Raw genomic sequence first — 18,210 nt, 5'->3', positions numbered from 1 at the left:
GGTGCGAGTCAGTTTCACCATGCTAGGGCTGCGCCGATCATGACCGACACCAGCGATGCCAGCATGGATCCGGGGACGCAGCCGGAAGGCCAGTCCCGCGGGGAGTATTTCAAGTACCGCATCCGCCGCGATGCCGGCGGCATGGTTTCGTGGTTCCGCACCAACTGGCGTGACAAGCGCTGGTTCAAGTGGCTGGCCATCGTGCTGGGCGCGCTGCTGCTGGTGTATCTGATGTTCTGGCTGCTGCTGGCCCGCAACCTGCCTGACGCAAAGACGCTGCTCAGCTACCAGCCGCCGCTGCCATCCGTGGTGCGCGGCATCGATGGCGAGATCGTGCACACATACGCCCGCGATCGGCGCGTGCAGCTGCAATATGGCGATTTCCCGCCCATGCTGGTGAACGCTTACACCAGCGCGGAGGACAAGACATTCTGGTCCCATGGCGGCGTGGACCTGGGCGGTTTCGCCGGGGCCGTGATCGATTACGTGACCAAGATCGGCAGTGGGGAGCGTGCCGTTGGCGGCTCCACCATCACGCAACAGGTCGCGAAGAACATTCTGGTCGGCAATGAATATTCCATCACGCGCAAGCTGAAGGAAATCGTGCTGGCCCGCCGCATCGAAGGAGTTCTTGAAAAGGAAGAGATCATGACTCTCTACCTGAACGAGATTCCCGTCGGCCGCCGCAGCTTCGGCGTGCAGGCTGCCGCGCGCGCCTACTTCGACAAGGATGTGGGCGACCTGGAGCTGCACGAGATGGCATTCCTGGCCATCCTGCCGCGCGCCCCGGAGGTCTATGGCCGCAAGGGCAACGAGGAAACGGCGACCGCACGCCGCAACTGGGTGCTGCAGAACATGGTTGGCAACGGCCATGTGACGCAGGCCGCTGCCGATCTTGCCAAGCGCCAGCCGCTCGGCATCGTCAGCCAGCGCAGCCGCGCGGGCAATGCCGATGCAGGCTATTTCCTTGAAGAGGTGCGCCGCCAGCTGATCGGCCGTTATGGCGAACAGGCCGAAGACGGGCCGCACAGCGTCTATGCCGGGGGCCTGTGGGTCCGCACCTCGCTCGATACGGAGCTGCAGGACAGTGCGCAGGACGCGCTGCGCGCAGGCATGATGCGCTATCACGGCAATCGCGGCTGGACCGGCCCGATCAACACGCTGAAGGAAGAAGATGGCGACCTGACTCAGCAGCTCGCCAGCACCTTCATGTCCATCAATTACGAGGACTGGCGCATCGGCGTGGTCACTGCGCGCGACGGCAATAGCGCGACCATCGGCTTTTCGGACGGCAGTGAAGAGCCGCTCACCGGCCTGCCCAACGCTCTCAAGAAGGGCGACATTATCGCCGCCTCGCCGCAGGGCGATGGCTGGCGCGTGCGCACCGTGCCGGAAGTGTCCGGCGGTTTCCTGGCGCAGGACCCGAACACCGGGCGCATCCTGGCCATGCAGGGCGGTTTCGATTTCCGCCTGTCGGACTTCAACCGCGCGACGCAGGCCAATCGCCAGCCCGGCTCCACGATCAAACCCTTCGTCTATGCCAGCGGGCTGGACGCCGGGATGACGCCTGCCAGCATGGTCCCTGACAAGCAGTATTGCGTTTACCAGGGCAGCCAGCTGGGGCAAAAGTGCTTCACCAATTTCGGCGGCGGCCGTGGCGGCGGGGAATACCCGATGCGCTATGGCCTGGAGCAGTCGAAGAACCTCATGACCGTGCACATCGCCGCCGATGCGGGGATGGAGAACGTCAACAATACCTTCAAGCGCGTGGGTATCGGCGATTACGAGCCGTACCTCGCCTTCGCGCTGGGCGCTGGCGACACCACGGTGGAGAAGATGGTCAACGCCTATTCCGCGTTGGTCAATCACGGCGTGCAGCACGAACCGACCGTCGTCGATTACGTACAGGACCGCAGCGGCAAGGTGATCTGGCGCGCGGATGAGCGCGAATGCACCGGCTGCAACATGGCCGAGTGGGACGGCAATCCCATGCCCCGCTTCGAAGAGGACGGGCGGCAGGTAATGGATCCGGGCACGGCATTCCAGGTCGTCCACATGCTGGAAGGCGTGGTGCAGCGCGGCACGGCCACCACGCTCAATTCGCTGGGCGTTCCGCTGTTCGGCAAGACCGGGACGAGCACGGGCCCCACCAATGTGTGGTTCGTGGGCGGTTCGCCGGACATCGTCGGCGGTGTTTACCTCGGCTTCGACCAGCCCAAGAACATGGGCGGATACGCGCAGGGCGGGACACTGGCCGCACCGATCTTCAAGCAGTTCGTCGCAGGGTCCAAGGACCGCTGGAACGGCCGGCCCTTCCTGGCGCCTGCGGGCATCCGCATGGTCCGCATCGACCGGCGCAGCGGCAAGCGCGTGTTCGAGGGTTGGCCCACCGGCGATGCCAAGGCCGGGGTGATCTGGGAAGCGTTCAAGCCCGACACCGAACCGCGCCGCAGCGCCCGGCAGGACGAGATTGACGCGATGCGCGAAATCGTGCTGGCCCAGCTGCGCCGCGGCAATGTGACGCGCCGCGCCCCCGCGCCCAAGCCAACCGCCGAGCCGGACAATTTCGCCGAGGAGCAGGGCGGCATCTACTGATGGCCCTGCAAGGAGACTGACCATGCGACGCACCGTGAAGCTCATCACCGCCGCTCTCGCCGCTGCATCGCTCGCCGCGATCCCGGCCCATGCAGCGCTGAAGCGCGGGCAGAGCGCGCCGCTGTTCACCACCAGCGGGGCGAAAGCGGGTAAGGCCGAAAGCTTCAACCTTCGCCGCGCGCTGGAGCGCGGGCCGGTGGTGCTATACTTCTTCCCCAAGGCCTTCACCCGGGGTTGTACGCTGGAATCGAACGCCTTTGCCGAGGCGATGGACGATTTCGAAGCGGCAGGCGCCACAGTCGTGGGCCTTTCCGCCGATGACCTGCCGACGCTGAAGCGCTTCAGCACCGAGGAATGCCGCGACGAGTTTGCCGTGGCCCGCGCCACGCCTGCCATCATCAAGGCCTATGACGTGTCGCTGGTGATGAATGGCAAGCAGACCGGCCTGTCCGACCGCACCAGCTACGTCATTGCGCAGGACGGCACGATCGCCATGGTTTATACCGACGGTGACTGGCGCGAACATGTCAGCCGCTCGCTCGCAGCTGTGCGCAAGCTCAAACGCTAAGTCTTTCCCATCCCGCGTGGCTGCGCTAGGCGCGGCGGCGTGAACAGGAAAATCGCATAATGCGGGCCGAAGGACAGGCCCATATCGACCGGATCGACGCCGCACTTGCGCTGGTCAGGAAGTCGCTCGACTGGGATGCGGCGCTGCGCCGGCTGGAAGAGCTGGACGCGCGCGTGCAGGACCCCACGCTGTGGGACGATCCCAAGCAGGCACAGGCCATCACGCAGGAACAGAAGCGCCTCGAAAACGCCATCAACACGGTGCGCGAGATCGACAGCGAGAAATCCGACGCCATCGAGTTCATCGATATGGGTGAGGCCGAGGGCGAGGACGATATCGTCGCCGACGGGCTGGCTACGCTGAAGCGGCTGGCCGACCGCGCCGATGCGGACAAGGTGCAGGCCCTGCTGAGCGGCGAGGCCGACGGCAACGACACTTACATCGAAATCCACGCAGGCGCCGGGGGCACGGAAAGCCAGGACTGGGCTGAAATGCTGCTGCGCATGTACGCCCGCTGGGCCGAACAGCGCGGCTTCAAGGTGGAAACGGTGGAATACCAGGCCGGCGAAGCGGCGGGCATCAAGTCCGCCACGCTGCTGGTGAAGGGCGAAAACGCCTATGGCTATGCCAAGACGGAAAGCGGCGTGCACCGCCTCGTCCGCATCAGCCCCTACGATTCCAGCGCGCGCCGCCACACCAGTTTTTCCAGCGTGTGGGTCTATCCCGTTATCGATGACGACATCGATATCGAGGTGAATGACAGCGAACTGCGCATCGATACCTATCGCGCGTCCGGTGCTGGTGGCCAGCACGTCAATACGACCGATTCCGCCGTGCGCATCACGCATATTCCCACCGGAATCGTGGTCGCCAGCCAGAACGATCGCAGCCAGCACAAGAACCGCGCCACGGCCATGAACATGCTGAAGGCCCGCCTGTTCGAACGCGAGATGGCGGAGCGGGAAGCGGCGGCCGCCGGGGAATATCAGGAAAAGACCGACATTGGCTGGGGCCACCAGATCCGCAGCTACGTCCTCCAGCCGTATCAGATGGTGAAGGACCTGCGCACCGGCGTGACCAGTTCCAGCCCGGATGACGTGCTGGACGGCAAGATCGACGAATATATCGCTGCCGCGCTGGCCCAGAAGGTGACCGGCGAGACTGTCGAGGTGGAAGACGTCGAATGATACGCGCAGGGGGAGTCTTCGCCGGTATCGGGGCGCTTGCACTGCTTGGCGGCTGCGAGGTCCAGCAGGTCGATAGCGACCGGCCCGAGACCGCGCGCGATTTTCCCCAGGCGACCCGGCCTGTCTCGGACTTGGGCGCCAACTCCTTCTCCACCGAACAGGCGCGTGACAATCGCGGCGAGGCGGTGACGGTGATGGACCTTGCTGGCATCGAGCCAGGCATGACCGTGGCCGATATCGGCGCAGGCGAGGGGTATTATACCGTGCGCCTGGCAGAACGCGTCGGCCAGCGTGGGCGCGTGCTGGCGCAGGACATCGATCCCGATGCGCTGTCCCGCCTTGGCCGCCGGGTCGAAGGGGACAGGCTGGAAAACGTCTCCATCGCGCTGGGCGGACCGGACGATCCGCATTTGCCCGCCGACAGCTTCGACCGCGTCTTCATGGTGCACATGTATCACGAGGTGGAGGAGCCATACGCCTTCCTCTGGCGGCTGTATCCCGCGCTGCGCGAAGGCGGGAAGGTGATCGTCGTGGACACCGACAGGCCATCCAACGAGCACGGCCTGCCGCCCAAGGTGTTGTTCTGCGAATTCGAACGCTTGGGCTTTCGCCTGCGTGAATTTGTCCGTAAGCCGGAGATGGCCGGTTATTACGCATCTTTCGAGATAGCCGGACCCAGACCGGAACCGGCAGAAATAGAACCCTGCGCATTGCCGCAGGAGGATAGGGCGCACATTGGAGGCGACGCCTGACAGGGCGACACCTTCCGCATTTAGGGCACATCATGGCATTCAAGGGTCTCACACCCATCAATTATGGCGGACGCGAAGTCTGGCCGCTGATCGAAGGCGGCAAGGGCGTTTCGGCCACAAACCACCTGTCCAGCGGCGCATGGGCCGCGGCGGGCGGTATCGGCACGGTCAGCGCCGTGAATGCGGATACCTATGACGAGGTCGGCAACCCGATCCCACAGGTTTATCCGCAGGCGACGCGGCTGGAGCGTTTCGAACAGCTGGTGCGCTACGCCATCGATGGCGCGACCGAACAGGTGAAGCGGGCGCATGAGATGTCCAATGGCCGCGGCGCGATCAACATCAACGTGCTGTGGGAAATGGGCGGCGCGCAGCGTGTGCTCGAAGGCGTGCTGGAAAACTGCAAGGGGCTGGTCACCGGCGTAACCTGCGGTGCCGGAATGCCATACAAGCTGGCGGAGATCGCCCAGCGCTTTAACGTGCATTACCTGCCCATCATCAGCTCCGCCCGCGCATTCCGTGCGCTGTGGAAGCGCAGCTATTCCAAGGTGCCCGAACTGATGGCTGCAGTGGTCTATGAAGACCCCTGGCTGGCCGGCGGGCACAATGGCCTGTCCAACGCGGAAGACCCGCGCCAGCCGCAGGATCCCTATCCGCGGGTGAAGGAATTGCGCGAGACCATGCGCAAGGAAGGCGTGTCCGAAGACACCGCCATCGTGATGGCGGGCGGCGTATGGTTCCTGCGCGAGTGGGAAGACTGGATCGACAATCCGGAACTGGGCAAGATCGCTTTCCAGTTCGGCACGCGGCCCTTGCTGACGGAGGAAAGCCCGATCCCGCAGGTCTGGAAGGACCTGCTGCGCAATGTGGAACCGGGCGACGTGCTGCTGCACAAGTTCAGCCCCACCGGCTTCTATTCCAGCGCGGTGAAGACATCATTCCTGTATGATCTGATGCACCGTTCCGAACGGCAGATCCCGGTCTACAAGCGCGATCAGGAAGAAGGCACGAGCCCGCTGGCCGACAAGGGCAAGGCGAAGAGCTTTTACATCACCTCCGAAGACCGGCAGAAGGCGCTTCGCTGGATGGCGGAAGGCTATACCGAAGCGCTGAAGACGCCGGATGATACCGTGGTTTTCGTGACACCGGAAAGTGCCGAGCAGATCCGCACGGACCAGCAGAATTGCATGGGCTGCCTGTCACACTGCCAGTTTTCCAGCTGGATGGACCATGACACGCACACAACCGGGCGCCTCGCCGATCCGCGCAGCTTCTGCATCCAGAAGACGTTGCAGAACATCGCCCATGGCGGCGATCCGGACCAGAACCTGGCCTTTGCAGGCCACGCGGCATACCGCTTCAAGCAGGACCCGTTCTATTCCAACAATTTCACGCCCAGCGTGAAGCAGCTGGTCGACCGGATCCTGACGGGGGACTGAGCCGCCCGCTCGCGCGTCAGCCAGCTTCACCGTGGCTGGCGACGTCGAGGCCGGCGGCCTCTTCCTCCGCGCTGACGCGCATCGGGATTACCAGGTTCACCGCGACGGCGATGAGAGCGGTCGCGATGGCGGCATAGACCGCCACGGCCGCGATGCCGAATGCCTGCACGCTGACCTGCGTCAGGATCGCCATGCCGTCCTGCACGAAGCCCGTTCCGCCCAGGTATGGCGAGGCGAAGACGCCCGTGAGCAGCAGGCCCACGGCGCCGCCGACTGCATGCAGCGCGAACACGTCCATCGCATCGTCCACCTTCCAGCGGTGCTTCAGCGCCATGGCGGCCCAGCGCACGGCAATCGCTCCGGCCAGGCCGATGACGATCGCTGCACCCGGGGACACAAAGACTGCGGCGGGCGATATGCTGACGAGGCCGGCCATGGCGCCGCCGCCGACCATCGCCGCGGTCGGCTTGCCGCCACCGAGGCGGGCGGAGAGCAGCCATGCCAGCGCGCCTGCACTGGCCGCCGCCTGCGCGTTGATGATCGCGGTGCTGGCATCGTCTGTCGCGGACAGCGCATTGCCGCCCACCAGCCCGAACCAGCCGACCCACAGCAGGGTCGCGCCCACCATGGCAAGCTCCGGCGATTGTGAGGGGGAGGCCGTGTCTCCGGCCAGCTTGCGCCGTCCGATCAGCAGCGCGACCACCACGGCGGATACGCCTGCGGTCACGTGGATGGGCAGGCCGCCCGCAAAGTCCATCAGGCCCGCGGCCGCAAGCCAGCCTCCGCCCCAGGTCCAGTGCGCCACGGGGGCATAGACGGCCAGCACCCACAGCATGGCAAAGGCAATCGCCCAGCCGAAGCGCGCGCGCCCGATCCATGCGCCCACCATCAGGGCGGCGGCCATGATCGCCAGCGCCATCTGGAACAGCGCAAATGCGCTTTCCGGGATGAAGGTGCCAACGCGCATCGCGTCGAGATAGACCATCATCCAGCGCGAGCCGTCCCCGATGAAGCCGTTCACCGGATTGCCGAAGGCCAGCGTGTAACCGGCAATTATCCATGCCAGCGAGGCCACGCAGGCTACCGCGCCCAACTGCATAAGCACGGACAGGAAATTGCGCGCCTTCACCCGCCCGCCATACAGCAGGCCCAGGCCTGGCAGCGCACCGGCCAGAACCAGCGCGGCAGCGGCCATGACCCATGCGGTGTCGCCGCTGTCTCCGGCGGCGGCCAGCGGGTCCTGCGCCATGGCGGCAAACGGCAAGGCCGCGGCCCCTGCGGCAATTAGGCAAGCGAATTGGCGGTACATCGTCGTACGGCTCCTGAAACCAGCGCGCCCACGCGCGCCAGGCCCGCATAGCGCACAAGGTTTAACAACGCTTTGCCGCTTGCTGCGACTCCGGTGCGCGCGATAGGCAGTGCGTCTATGCTATCCCGCCTGCTATTCTCGCTCCTCGCTGCCATCCTCCTGACCGCTCCCGCCGCTGCGCAGGACCGCGAAGTGCCTTATTGGGCCAGCCTGCGGGCGGACGAAGTGAATATGCGCGTGGGGCCGAGCGCGGATTATCCCATCGACTGGGTGTACAAGCGGCAGGGCCTGCCGGTGAAAGTGGTGCGGGTGATGCAGGGCTGGCGTCTGGTGCAGGATCCGGACGGCACGCAGGGCTGGATCGTGGCACGCCTGCTCAATCCGCAGCGCACCGCCATCGTGACCGGGGAAGGGCTGGCCGCCATGCGGGCGGAACCGGCGGACACCGCAAAACTGATGTGGAATGCGGAGCCCGGCGTGGTCGGCAAGCTGGGCAATTGCGAGGACGGGTGGTGCCTGTTCGACGTTTCTGGCCGCGAAGGCTGGATCGAGCAGGACCGCCTGTGGGGCGCGGGCGAGCCCTAATTCCTCGCCCATCCCGCTAACAAAAAGGGCGACCCGCAGGCCGCCCTCTTCATTATCGTCTGGAGCGCTGGGCTCAGTTGCGCGTCACGGTGTAACGCTCGCCCGTCTGGCTGACGGTTTCCCAGGTGCCATCGGGGCCGGCCTGCGTCTGGTTGTAGCACAGCGAGGCGGTTTCGCCTTCGGGCGTGTAGCAGACCTGGCCGTTCTGGGTCGCGACCGTGCCGCTGACCACTTCTTCACCAGCTTCGTTGCTGACCGAATAAGTGCCGTCGGCATTGATCGTCTCGGTCGAGGTCGTGCCGTCGGATGCGGTGGTGGTGTAAGTACCGGCCATCGCGCCGCCATCACCCATGGTGTTGCCGGTGACATAGGTATCCGTCGTGGCAACCGTGCTGTTGTCGGCAGCCATGGTGTCTTCGGTCGTCGCTTCCTCGTCGGAACCTCCGCATGCGGCAAGCGCGAGCGGGGCCGCGGCGATCAGGATCAGCTTCTTCATTGTGTATTCCTCCTCATGAATTCTAGGCAAAGAGCGAATGGAACCTAGCAAAGTTCCACGGCCACGGCGGTTGCCTCGCCGCCGCCGATGCACAGGCTGGCAATGCCGCGCTTGCCGCCGCGTGCCTTCAGGGCCGCGAGCAGGGTGACGAGGATGCGCGTGCCGCTGGCACCGATGGGATGGCCCAGCGCCGTGCCGCCGCCGTTCACGTTGATCTTCTCGTGCGGGATGCCGATGTCCTGCATGGCGAACATGGTCACGCAGGCAAACGCCTCGTTCACTTCCCACAGGTCCACGTCATCCGCGCTCCAGCCGGTCTGCTCCAGCAGCTTCTCGATCGCGCCGACGGGGGCGATGGTGAATTCTTCCGGAGCCTGCGCATGGGCTGTCATGCCCACGATCTTCGCGACCGGCGTAAGGCCCTTGTCCCTGGCCACGCTCTCGCGCGCCACCACGACAGCTGCCGCACCGTCGGAGATGGAGCTGGAGGTCGCCGCCGTGATCGTGCCGTCCTTGGCAAAGGCGGGGCGCAGCGTCGGGATCTTGTCCGGACGGCCCTTGCTGGGGCTTTCATCGGTGTCGACCGTGACATCGCCCTTGCGGGTGGAGAAGGTTACGGGGACGATCTCGTCATCGAACGCGCCGCTTTCGATCGCCTTGTTGGCCCGGTCGAGGCTGGCGATGGAGTAATCGTCCATCTGCTCGCGCGTCAGGCTGTACTTGTCGGCCATGTCCTGCGCGAAAGTGCCCATGGCGCGGCCTTCCTCATAGGCATCTTCCAGACCGTCCAGGAACATGTGGTCATACACGCGGTCATGGCCAAGGCGCGCGCCGCCGCGGTGCTTCTTCAGCAGGTAGGGCGCATTGGTCATGCTCTCCATGCCGCCAGCGATGGCGATATCGATCGTGCCGCTGGCCAGTGCCTCGCCGGCCATGATGACCGTCTGCATGCCGCTGCCGCAGACCTTGTTGACCGTGGTGGCCTGCACGCTCTTGGGAAGGTCCGCCTTCAGCGCCGCCTGGCGGGCAGGCGCCTGGCCGAGGCCCGCGGGAAGGACGCAGCCCATGTAGATGCGGTTGGCATCGCCGCCGGCGATCCCGGCACGCTCCACGGCGGCCTTCACGGCAGTCGCGCCAAGGTCCGTCGCCGCGACGTCGGAAAGCGCACCCTGCATCGCGCCCATTGGCGTGCGGGCGTAGGAGAGGATCACGATCGGGTCGTTTGCGGAGAATGCGGCCATGGGAAGTCCTGCCTTTCGAAGGGTCTGGGTGGTCGTAGAGATATGTTCGGGCATCGAATTAGTGGTGCGATGCAACAAAAGCAAACGCCGCCCGTTGGATGCTCGAACACATAAACCCGCCAGCCGGAGCATATTTCCCGATGACCACCACTCCCGAAGAACTCGAACCCATGCTGAAGGCGCAGCGCGCCGCTTTTATGGCTGCGCGTCCCGAACCGCTTTCCGTCCGCCGCGACCGCATAGAGCGCCTTGTGGCGCTGATGGTGGACAATGCGGATGAGCTCTGCGCCGCCATGAGCGAGGACTTCGGCAACCGCGCATGGACGCAGAGCATGGTGACCGACATCATGGCGACGGTGAACTTCGCCAAATACTGCCTTTCCAACCTGAAGGGCTGGGCCAAGCCGGAAAAGCGCAAGGTGCAATTCCCCCTGGGCGCGCTGGGTGGCAAGGCGGAGCTGCGCTTCGAGCCGAAGGGCGTCGTGGGCATCCTGAGCCCGTGGAATTTCCCGGTGAACCTGGCCTTCGGTCCGCTGGCGCAGGTGCTGGCAGCCGGCAATCGCGCCATGCTGAAGCCCAGCGAATTCACGCCCAAGACCAGCGAAGTCATGGCGCGGCTGATTGCCGAGAAGTTCCGCCCGGACGAAGTGGCCGTGGCCGCCGGCGGCCCGGATGTGGCGCAGGCCTTCAGCGCGCTGCCCTTCGATCACCTGGTCTTCACCGGCTCCACCGAGACCGGGCGCAAGGTGATGCAGGCCGCTGCCGATAACCTTACTCCGGTCACCCTGGAACTCGGCGGGAAAAGCCCCGTCGTCATCGGCCGCAGTGCGGATTTGACGCGGGCGGGTGAGCGGATCGTCATGGGCAAGATGATGAATGCGGGCCAGATCTGCCTCGCGCCCGATTACCTGCTCGTGCCCGCAGACATGGAAGAAGGCGTCATCGCCGCGCTGGAGCTGGCCATGATGGACCAGTATCCGGATCTTACCGAGAACGAGGACTATGCAACCATCATCACCGACGACAAGGCCGAGAGGCTGCGCGACATGGTGGCAGACGCAAAGGCGGGCGGGGCGGATGTGGTGGAGATTGCACCGGGCGGTACGGCTTCAGCCGACAAGCGCAAGCTGCCGCTGACTATCGTACGCAATCCGTCCGACAGCCTTGCCTGCATGGAAGAGGAAATCTTCGGGCCGGTCCTGCCGATCAAGACTTACGAGACGCTGGACGAGGCGATCGACTACATCAACAGCCGCGACCGGCCGCTGGGCCTGTATTTCTTCGGCAGCGACAATGCGGAGCGTGAGCAGGTGCTGTCCCGTACCATATCGGGCGGCGTCACGGTGAATGACGTGGTGTTCCATGTCACCGCAGAGGACCTGCCCTTCGGCGGCGTGGGGTCCAGCGGCATCGGTGCCTATCACGGCCCGGAAGGCTTCCGCGAGTTCAGCCACGCCCGGTCCGTCTTCACGCAGCCCAAGGTCGATATTGCAGGCCTTGCCGGTATTAAGCCGCCCTATGGCGAGCGTGCCCGCAAGACGATGAAACTGATGTTGCGCAAGTAAGTATGGCCCCGATCGCGCATTGGGGCAGGAAAGGCGGGCCGGGCTTGGCGAAAAGCCCGTGCCCGCCCTTGAACCCGGACGTAGCGGGGGCTAGGGCGCGCGGGATAGCAATTGCATGTGAGTCAGGCCCTTGGTCGACCTAGGTCAATATCTCCCGATCCTGCTGTTCCTCGGCATTGCCGTGGTGCTTTCGGCAGCGTTCGTCTTCCTTCCGATGGGCGTCAGCCGCCTGACCGGCGCGCACAAGCCCAATGCCGAGAAGCTGAGTGAGTACGAATGCGGCTTTCCCGCCTTCGAAGACTCGCGCAGCCGTTTCGATGTGCGCTTCTATCTCGTCGCAATCCTGTTCATCATCTTCGACCTGGAAGCAGCCTTCCTGTTCCCTTGGGCGGTCAGCCTGGAAACCACCGGCTGGACCGGCTGGATCGGCATGATGATCTTCCTGCTGATCCTGGCGGTCGGCTTCGCATATGAGTGGAAGAAAGGCGCGCTGGAGTGGGAATGACATGAGCGAGCAGATCACCCAATCCCCCTATGGCCGCGACGCCTTGGTGCAGCCGACGGCCAAGCCCGGCGAAGTGCGCCTGCCCGATGCCGAATACTTCAACGCCATGCAGGCAGAGGTGAATGACAAGGGCTTCCTGGTCACCAGCACCGAAGACTTGTTCCAGTGGGCCCGTACCGGCTCGCTGTGGTGGATGACCTTCGGCCTGGCATGTTGCGCCGTGGAGATGATCCACGTCAACATGCCGCGTTACGACATGGAGCGCTTCGGCGTCGCCCCGCGCGCATCCCCGCGCCAGAGCGATGTGATGATCGTGGCTGGCACGCTGTGCAACAAGATGGCCCCGGCGCTGCGGAAGGTCTATGACCAGATGAGCAGCCCGAAATACGTCATCTCCATGGGCAGCTGCGCCAATGGCGGCGGTTATTACCACTACAGCTATTCCGTGGTGCGAGGATGCGACCGCATCGTGCCGGTGGACATCTACATTCCCGGCTGCCCGCCCACGGCTGAGGCGCTGCTTTACGGCGTGATGCAATTGCAGCGGAAGATCCGCCGCGAAGGGACGATCGAACGATGACAGTCCTGCACTCCGCCCCGAAATATGCCTCCAACGATGGTGTGGCCGATACGCTGTCCGCCGCCATCGGCGATGCGCTGGTGTCTGCGCACGAAGAGCACGGCGAGCTGCTGTTCACCGTGCAGCGCGATGGCATCGAGGATGCCCTGCGCACGCTGCGGGACGAGCATGAATACCAGCAGCTGATGGAAATCGCCGGTGTCGACTATCCGGGCCGCCCCGAGCGGTTCGAAGTGGTTTACATGCTGCTCTCCGTCACGAAGAACCACCGTGTGATGCTGAAGTGCTCCACGGACGAGGCGACGCCCGTGCCCACCGTCACGACCCTCTGGCCCAATGCCGGCTGGCTGGAGCGTGAAGTGTTCGACATGTACGGTGTGCTGTTCGACGGGAATACGGACCTGCGCCGCATCCTGACAGATTATGGCTTCGAAGGGCATCCTTTCCGCAAGGACTTCCCGCTCACCGGCTATCACGAACTGCGTTACTCCGAGGAGGAGAAGCGCGTGGTGTACGAGCCGGTGAAGCTGGCGCAGGACCTGCGCACTTTCGACTTCATGTCCCCATGGGAAGGCGCGGATTACGTGCTGCCGGGCGACGAGAAGGCCAGCACCCCGCCGGTGGACGAGCCCAAGACGACCGAGAGCCCGAAGCAGACCGGCGCAGGCCCGAAAACCGACGCCAAGGCTGCGGAGAAGGTCTCTGCCGGTTCGCCGGCCGAGGAAGACACCGGCGTCGAGGAGCCCGACGCGCCCGAACCTACCGAGGACCGCAAGGGCAAGGCCCCGCGCAAGGGCAAGGGCCGCGACAATCCCGGTGCGACCGAAATCGAGGAGGACAAGGCATGATCCGTAGTTCCATCCTGCTGGCGGCGTTGCCGCTTTCACTCGCGCTGGCCGCCTGCGGTTCCGGCGATGCCAACCCGGGCGACGAAGACGGCGTGGAAACGCTGACGACCGATCAGGAGCGCGAAAGCGTAACTGCGCTGGACGATCCCTCGCTGGTCAATCTGGAAGGCGACGTTGTGGCAGTGGCCGGCGGTGCGGAAACGCCCGCTCCGCCCATGCTGCAGCCGATTGCCGATACGCAGGCCGTAGACCTCGGACCCACCATGGGCGCGTGCACCTTCGCACTGGGCGATGTTACGCTGCTGGTGGCCGGTGCCCGCGATAACGAGATTTCGCGCGCCAAGGGCGTCGTCCAGGTCGATGCGGAAGACATGCTGCTGCAGGGCGAGGAAACCACTGGCGCTGACTACGTGACCGAAGGGCCCAGCCTGACGGACGGCACGATCAGCGTGGAAGTGCGCCGCGGCGCGGGCGAGGGCGAGGCTTATGGCGCCGAAAGCGTGCGCTGGCCGGCCGACCTTTCCGTCCGCAGCGGCCTTGGCCCCGAACGCGTTTATCGCTCCGGCACATGGACTTGCGGCGTATGAGTCATTCAATGGTCCTGGAAGACGCGCCGACCACCGGCGACGAGGTTATTTCCAGCTACACGATCAATTTCGGTCCGCAGCATCCCGCAGCGCACGGCGTATTGCGCATGGTGATGGAACTGGACGGCGAGATCGTGGAGCGTGTCGATCCGCATATCGGCCTGCTGCACCGCGGCACCGAGAAGCTGATCGAGCACAAGACATACCTGCAGGCGCTGCCCTATTTCGACCGGCTCGATTACTGCAGCCCGCTGGCGCAGGAATACAGCTACATCCTCGCCATCGAGAAGCTGCTGAACGTCGAGGTTCCGGAGCGCGCGCAGTACCTTCGCGTGCTGTTTGCGGAGCTTACGCGCATCTGCAACCACATGCTCAACATCGGCGCACATGTGATGGACGTGGGCGCGATGACGCCCAACCTCTGGGTGTTCGAGCTGCGCGAAGACTGCATGAATTTCTTCGAGCGGATGAGCGGCGCGCGCATGCACCACGCTTACCTGCGCCCGGGCGGCGTCCACCAGGATGTGCCGCTGAAGCTGCTGACGGACATCGGCGACTGGGTCGACACGCGCCTGCCCGAACTGTTCGGCGACGCGATGAGCCTCGTCATCGACAACCGCATCTTCAAGCAGCGCAATGTCGATATCGCCCATGTCAGCAAGGAAGACGCGCTGGCCTGGGGCTTTAGCGGCCCGATGATCCGCGCCGCCGGCATCCCGTGGGACCTGCGCAAATCGCAGCCTTACGACGTGTATGACCGGATGGACTTCGACATCCCGGTGGGCACGAATTCGGACTGCTACGACCGCTTCATGGTCCGCGTTCAGGAAGTCTACCAGAGCGCCAAGATCATCAAGCAATGCCTGGCGGAAATCCCGGAAGGGCCCATCGCCAGCTCCGACCGCAAGGTCTCCCCGCCCAAGCGCGCGGAGATGAAGCAGTCGATGGAAGCGCTGATCCACCACTTCAAGCTCTACACCGAAGGCTTCCACGTGCCGGCGGGCGAAGTGTATGTCGCGACCGAAAGCCCCAAGGGCGAATTCGGCGTGTTCCTGGTCAGCGACGGCAGCAACAAACCCTATCGCTGCAAGATCCGCCCCACCGCCTTCAGTCACCTCCAGGCGATGGAAATGATGACGAGGGGCCACATGCTGCCCGACGCCACCGCCATCCTCGGCGCAATCGACGTCGTGTTCGGGGAGTGTGACCGGTGATTAAATTGCTGCTTGCAGCAGCGGTGGTCGCTACTGCGCCCTATCTACCCGGCGATGTGATCGAATACGCGCATGGCGAAGGGTTGGTCGCCGGCAATTCGGTATTGAATGATCGCGGATACTGGGAAACCGAATATACTTTTGGAGATGTAGGGGCATCACCAGTCGACGAAGCGCGTGCGGAGATTGTCGGCAAAATGCTCGCTGGCGAAGAATTGCCTTTTCTCGTTGTAGCTAACGATTGTTCTGACGGTATGTGCGCCGCAATATCGACGCATAGGGTTACGTGGAGAAGCGAATGTGCGGTCCGTGATCTGTATGCATACAAGGGCATGGACGCAGTTCGCGTCGAGTGGGCATGTGGCGATGTCGAAGACGGTTTCAGTATCGTGGATTTCGAAAGCGATAAGCCGCGTCAGGTGCGTGACTTCGCGCCGGACAGAACAATTTGGATTAAAAGCGAAAATTAATGGCTGACCGCGCACCCGCACCCGATACGCCCGAACTGCGCAAGCGCTGGGGCGACTGGACGTTCTCCGAGGAGACGAAGGCGAAGGCCGACACTGCCATCGCGCGCTATCCGGAAGGGCGGCAGAAATCGGCCGTCATGCCGCTGCTCGACCTTGCCCAGCGGCAGGTCGGGGCGGAGACCGATACGCAGGGATGGCTGCCGCTGCCGGTGATGGAATATATCGCCGATTATCTCGGCATGCCGGTGATCCGCGTGCTGGAAGTCGCGACCTTCTACACGATGTACAACCTCGCGCCGGTCGGCAAATTCCATGTGCAGGTCTGCGGCACCACACCGTGCATGCTGCGCGGGTCCGACGATATCCTGGGTGCCTGCTATGCTCGCGGGATGAAGAAGGGCCACACCACCGACGATGGCCTTTGGACGCTGACCGAGGTGGAATGCATGGGCAATTGCGCCACCGCGCCGATGGTCCAGATCAATGACGGCAATTACGAAGACCTGACGGTGGATCGCCTTGATGCCGTGCTGGACGCGCTGGCCGCGGGCGAGACGCCGAAGGAAGGCACGCAGGAACCCGGCCGCCACACCAGCGAGCCGAGCGGCGGGCCGACCACGCTGAAGGACATGGTCACCGAGAACCACGATTACCGGAGTGAATGGTGATGGACGGCTTGAAGAAGCGCGGATTTCCGCTGATTGGCGCCATTTTTCTCGGCGTCGGTGTCGTGAAGCTGCTGCAAGGCGGTGGCTGGATCGTCTGGTTCCTGCTGGCCTTCCTGTTTGGCGCATTCAGCCTGTTCAAAAGTAACAAGGACGGTGGCGACGCAGCATGAGCATAGCCACGATCCTGATCGCGCTTGTTGTCATCTTCATCGCATGGAAACTGCTGATGGGTGTGGCCAAGTTCGGCGTTATCGTCGTGGTGATCCTCGCCGCGCTCTACTTTCTGTCGCAGGGTAATTTCTGATGCTCGCCGATAAAGACCGTATCTTCACCAACCTTTATGGCTTCCAGCCGTGGAACCTGGACGCTGCGCAGAAGCGCGGCGACTGGGACGATACCAAGGCCATCATCGCGCGTGGCCAGGATGCCATCATCGACGAGGTGAAAGCCTCCGGCCTGCGCGGGCGAGGCGGGGCAGGCTTCCCCACCGGCATGAAATGGTCCTTCATGCCCAAGGAATCGAAGGACGGACGGCCCAGCTTCCTGGTCATCAATGCCGATGAATCCGAGCCCGGTTCCTGCAAGGACCGCGAGATTATCCGCCACGATCCGCACAAGCTGATCGAAGGCGCGCTGATCGCCGGTTTCGCCATGCGTGCGCGCGCGGCCTATATCTACATCCGCGGCGAATACATCCGCGAGGCCGAGACCATGCAGGCCGCGATCGACGAGGCTTACGAGGCGGGCCTGATCGGCAAGAACGCCGCCAAGTCCGGCTATGATTTCGATGTCTTCCTGCACCGCGGCGCGGGCGCTTACATCTGCGGTGAGGAAACCGCGATGATCGAGAGCCTTGAAGGCAAGAAGGGCCAGCCGCGCCTGAAGCCGCCGTTCCCGGCAGGCGCGGGCCTCTATGGCTGCCCCACCACGGTCAACAATGTCGAAAGCATCGCGGTCGTCCCCACGATCATGCGGCGCGGCGGCGCGTGGTTCGCCAGCTTCGGGCGCGAGAACAACAAGGGCACCAAGCTCTTCCAGATCTCCGGCCATGTCGAGAAGCCCTGCGTGGTGGAGGAGGCGATGAGCATCCCCTTCCGCGAGCTGATCGAGAAGCATTGCGGCGGCATCACCGGCGGGTGGGATAACCTTCTCGCCGTGATCCCGGGCGGATCCTCCGTCCCGCTGGTCCCGGCCGAGCAGATCATGGACGCGCCGATGGATTTCGACGGCCTGAAGGAAGTCGGCAGCGGCCTCGGCACCGCAGCGGTCATCGTGATGGACAAGTCCACCGATATCGTGCGCGCCATTTCCCGCATCAGCTATTTTTACAAGCACGAAAGCTGCGGCCAGTGCACGCCCTGCCGCGAAGGCACGGGCTGGATGTGGCGCGTGATGGAACGCCTGCGCACCGGCGAGGCGGCAGTCGAGGAAATCGACATGCTGCAGCAGGTGACCAAGCAGGTGGAAGGCCACACGATCTGCGCGCTGGGCGATGCCGCCGCTTGGCCGATCCAGGGCCTGATCAAGCACTTCCGCCCCGAAATGGAGCGCCGCATCGCCGAACGCGAAAGCGCAATCCGGGAAGCGGCTGAGTAGGGGTA

20 protein-coding genes are annotated in these 18,210 nt (G+C 64.2%); 17 read left to right on the top strand and 3 right to left on the bottom strand.

What is annotated here, in order from left to right; genetic code table 11:
- Positions 1–39 precede the first annotated feature (39 nt).
- From A6F65_RS08965 to A6F65_RS08945, 5 genes are read left to right on the top strand one after another with little or no spacing between them, the layout of a single operon-like run.
- Positions 40–2,595 (top strand): penicillin-binding protein 1A, encoded by a 2,556-nt coding sequence (locus A6F65_RS08965; RefSeq protein ID WP_083989380.1) that lies wholly within the window; start codon positions 40–42, stop codon positions 2,593–2,595.
- A gap of 22 nt (positions 2,596–2,617) precedes the next feature.
- Positions 2,618–3,163 (top strand): peroxiredoxin, encoded by a 546-nt coding sequence (locus tag A6F65_RS08960; RefSeq protein ID WP_083989377.1) that lies wholly within the window; start codon positions 2,618–2,620, stop codon positions 3,161–3,163.
- A gap of 59 nt (positions 3,164–3,222) precedes the next feature.
- Positions 3,223–4,350 carry a peptide chain release factor 2 gene (gene prfB / locus A6F65_RS08955; RefSeq protein ID WP_067787957.1) on the top strand — a complete coding sequence of 376 codons (1,128 nt, stop codon included), beginning with the start codon at positions 3,223–3,225 and terminating at the stop codon, positions 4,348–4,350.
- On the top strand, positions 4,347–5,102 hold the full coding sequence (locus tag A6F65_RS08950; protein ID WP_067787954.1) for a class I SAM-dependent methyltransferase: 756 nt from the start codon (positions 4,347–4,349) through the stop codon (positions 5,100–5,102). Before prfB ends, A6F65_RS08950 begins: the two co-directional genes overlap by 4 nt.
- A gap of 32 nt (positions 5,103–5,134) precedes the next feature.
- The gene (locus A6F65_RS08945) at positions 5,135–6,541 is read left to right on the top strand and encodes an NAD(P)H-dependent flavin oxidoreductase (protein ID WP_067787951.1); all 1,407 of its coding nucleotides are present in this window, start codon (positions 5,135–5,137) and stop codon (positions 6,539–6,541) included.
- A 16-nt stretch (positions 6,542–6,557) separates the two neighbouring features.
- Here A6F65_RS08945 and A6F65_RS08940 read toward each other — a convergent pair whose 3' ends face one another.
- The gene (locus A6F65_RS08940) at positions 6,558–7,790 is read right to left on the bottom strand and encodes an ammonium transporter (RefSeq protein WP_237164798.1); all 1,233 of its coding nucleotides are present in this window, start codon (positions 7,788–7,790) and stop codon (positions 6,558–6,560) included.
- 177 nt (positions 7,791–7,967) lie between these two features.
- On the opposite strand from A6F65_RS08940, the gene A6F65_RS08935 reads away from it, so the two are divergent.
- Positions 7,968–8,435 (top strand): SH3 domain-containing protein, encoded by a 468-nt coding sequence (locus A6F65_RS08935; protein ID WP_067787945.1) that lies wholly within the window; start codon positions 7,968–7,970, stop codon positions 8,433–8,435.
- 73 nt (positions 8,436–8,508) lie between these two features.
- On the opposite strand, the gene A6F65_RS08930 is transcribed toward A6F65_RS08935, so the two are convergent.
- Both A6F65_RS08930 and A6F65_RS08925 read right to left on the bottom strand, forming a co-directional pair.
- Positions 8,509–8,931: a hypothetical protein gene (locus A6F65_RS08930; protein ID WP_067787943.1), complete on the bottom strand. Its 423-nt coding sequence runs from the start codon at positions 8,929–8,931 to the stop codon at positions 8,509–8,511.
- A 44-nt stretch (positions 8,932–8,975) separates the two neighbouring features.
- On the bottom strand, positions 8,976–10,172 hold the full coding sequence (locus tag A6F65_RS08925) for an acetyl-CoA C-acyltransferase (RefSeq protein ID WP_067787941.1): 1,197 nt from the start codon (positions 10,170–10,172) through the stop codon (positions 8,976–8,978).
- A gap of 140 nt (positions 10,173–10,312) precedes the next feature.
- On the opposite strand from A6F65_RS08925, the gene A6F65_RS08920 reads away from it, so the two are divergent.
- From A6F65_RS08920 to nuoF, 11 genes are all read left to right on the top strand, one after another.
- Entirely contained in the window at positions 10,313–11,737 is a 1,425-nt protein-coding gene (locus A6F65_RS08920; RefSeq protein WP_067787939.1) for a coniferyl aldehyde dehydrogenase, read from the top strand.
- A gap of 130 nt (positions 11,738–11,867) precedes the next feature.
- Positions 11,868–12,242 carry an NADH-quinone oxidoreductase subunit A gene (locus A6F65_RS08915; protein WP_067787937.1) on the top strand — a complete coding sequence of 125 codons (375 nt, stop codon included), beginning with the start codon at positions 11,868–11,870 and terminating at the stop codon, positions 12,240–12,242.
- Positions 12,243–12,348: 106 nt separating this feature from the next.
- Complete coding sequence (locus A6F65_RS08910; protein ID WP_237164914.1) at positions 12,349–12,822, top strand: NuoB/complex I 20 kDa subunit family protein; 474 nt, start codon at positions 12,349–12,351, stop codon at positions 12,820–12,822.
- Positions 12,819–13,670, top strand: coding sequence for an NADH-quinone oxidoreductase subunit C (locus tag A6F65_RS08905; protein ID WP_067787933.1), 852 nt, complete (start codon positions 12,819–12,821; stop codon positions 13,668–13,670). The genes A6F65_RS08910 and A6F65_RS08905 overlap by 4 nt, the downstream gene beginning before the upstream one ends.
- A complete protein-coding gene (locus tag A6F65_RS08900) occupies positions 13,667–14,257 on the top strand; it encodes a hypothetical protein (RefSeq protein ID WP_067787930.1) in 591 nt (196 codons plus the stop codon). Before A6F65_RS08905 ends, A6F65_RS08900 begins: the two co-directional genes overlap by 4 nt.
- Entirely contained in the window at positions 14,254–15,471 is a 1,218-nt protein-coding gene (locus A6F65_RS08895) for an NADH-quinone oxidoreductase subunit D (protein WP_067787928.1), read from the top strand. Before A6F65_RS08900 ends, A6F65_RS08895 begins: the two co-directional genes overlap by 4 nt.
- Positions 15,468–15,941 (top strand): hypothetical protein, encoded by a 474-nt coding sequence (locus A6F65_RS12915; protein WP_157093104.1) that lies wholly within the window; start codon positions 15,468–15,470, stop codon positions 15,939–15,941. Before A6F65_RS08895 ends, A6F65_RS12915 begins: the two co-directional genes overlap by 4 nt.
- A complete protein-coding gene (locus A6F65_RS08890) occupies positions 15,941–16,609 on the top strand; it encodes a complex I 24 kDa subunit family protein (protein WP_067787926.1) in 669 nt (222 codons plus the stop codon). Before A6F65_RS12915 ends, A6F65_RS08890 begins: the two co-directional genes overlap by 1 nt.
- The gene (locus A6F65_RS13065) at positions 16,603–16,779 is read left to right on the top strand and encodes a hypothetical protein (protein WP_169817019.1); all 177 of its coding nucleotides are present in this window, start codon (positions 16,603–16,605) and stop codon (positions 16,777–16,779) included. The genes A6F65_RS08890 and A6F65_RS13065 overlap by 7 nt, the downstream gene beginning before the upstream one ends.
- The gene (locus A6F65_RS13060) at positions 16,776–16,913 is read left to right on the top strand and encodes a hypothetical protein (RefSeq protein WP_169817018.1); all 138 of its coding nucleotides are present in this window, start codon (positions 16,776–16,778) and stop codon (positions 16,911–16,913) included. The genes A6F65_RS13065 and A6F65_RS13060 overlap by 4 nt, the downstream gene beginning before the upstream one ends.
- Complete coding sequence (gene nuoF / locus A6F65_RS08885; protein WP_067787924.1) at positions 16,913–18,205, top strand: NADH-quinone oxidoreductase subunit NuoF; 1,293 nt, start codon at positions 16,913–16,915, stop codon at positions 18,203–18,205. The genes A6F65_RS13060 and nuoF overlap by 1 nt, the downstream gene beginning before the upstream one ends.
- The last annotated feature ends 5 nt before the right edge of the window (positions 18,206–18,210 follow it).

It is taken from the genome of Paraurantiacibacter namhicola, assembly GCF_001687545.1.
In the GTDB taxonomy this organism is placed as follows: Bacteria; Pseudomonadota; Alphaproteobacteria; order Sphingomonadales; family Sphingomonadaceae; genus Paraurantiacibacter; species Paraurantiacibacter namhicola.
This window is presented reverse-complemented; position numbering and strand designations above follow the sequence as displayed.

Coding starts and splice junctions, on each gene's coding strand:
- A6F65_RS08930 (WP_067787943.1), bottom strand. CDS start 8,931: ATGAAGAAGCTGATCCTGATCGCCGCGGCCCCGCTCGCGCTTGCCGCA.
- A6F65_RS08940 (WP_237164798.1), bottom strand. CDS start 7,790: ATGGCGCAGGACCCGCTGGCCGCCGCCGGAGACAGCGGCGACACCGCA.
- A6F65_RS08900 (WP_067787930.1), top strand. CDS start 13,667: ATGATCCGTAGTTCCATCCTGCTGGCGGCGTTGCCGCTTTCACTCGCG.
- prfB (WP_067787957.1), top strand. CDS start 3,223: ATGCGGGCCGAAGGACAGGCCCATATCGACCGGATCGACGCCGCACTT.
- A6F65_RS08905 (WP_067787933.1), top strand. CDS start 12,819: ATGACAGTCCTGCACTCCGCCCCGAAATATGCCTCCAACGATGGTGTG.
- A6F65_RS08910 (WP_237164914.1), top strand. CDS start 12,349: ATGCAGGCAGAGGTGAATGACAAGGGCTTCCTGGTCACCAGCACCGAA.
- A6F65_RS08920 (WP_067787939.1), top strand. CDS start 10,313: ATGACCACCACTCCCGAAGAACTCGAACCCATGCTGAAGGCGCAGCGC.
- A6F65_RS13060 (WP_169817018.1), top strand. CDS start 16,776: ATGAGCATAGCCACGATCCTGATCGCGCTTGTTGTCATCTTCATCGCA.
- A6F65_RS08895 (WP_067787928.1), top strand. CDS start 14,254: ATGAGTCATTCAATGGTCCTGGAAGACGCGCCGACCACCGGCGACGAG.
- A6F65_RS08950 (WP_067787954.1), top strand. CDS start 4,347: ATGATACGCGCAGGGGGAGTCTTCGCCGGTATCGGGGCGCTTGCACTG.
- nuoF (WP_067787924.1), top strand. CDS start 16,913: ATGCTCGCCGATAAAGACCGTATCTTCACCAACCTTTATGGCTTCCAG.
- A6F65_RS13065 (WP_169817019.1), top strand. CDS start 16,603: ATGGTGATGGACGGCTTGAAGAAGCGCGGATTTCCGCTGATTGGCGCC.
- A6F65_RS08935 (WP_067787945.1), top strand. CDS start 7,968: ATGCTATCCCGCCTGCTATTCTCGCTCCTCGCTGCCATCCTCCTGACC.
- A6F65_RS08960 (WP_083989377.1), top strand. CDS start 2,618: ATGCGACGCACCGTGAAGCTCATCACCGCCGCTCTCGCCGCTGCATCG.
- A6F65_RS08925 (WP_067787941.1), bottom strand. CDS start 10,172: ATGGCCGCATTCTCCGCAAACGACCCGATCGTGATCCTCTCCTACGCC.
- A6F65_RS08890 (WP_067787926.1), top strand. CDS start 15,941: ATGGCTGACCGCGCACCCGCACCCGATACGCCCGAACTGCGCAAGCGC.
- A6F65_RS08945 (WP_067787951.1), top strand. CDS start 5,135: ATGGCATTCAAGGGTCTCACACCCATCAATTATGGCGGACGCGAAGTC.
- A6F65_RS08965 (WP_083989380.1), top strand. CDS start 40: ATGACCGACACCAGCGATGCCAGCATGGATCCGGGGACGCAGCCGGAA.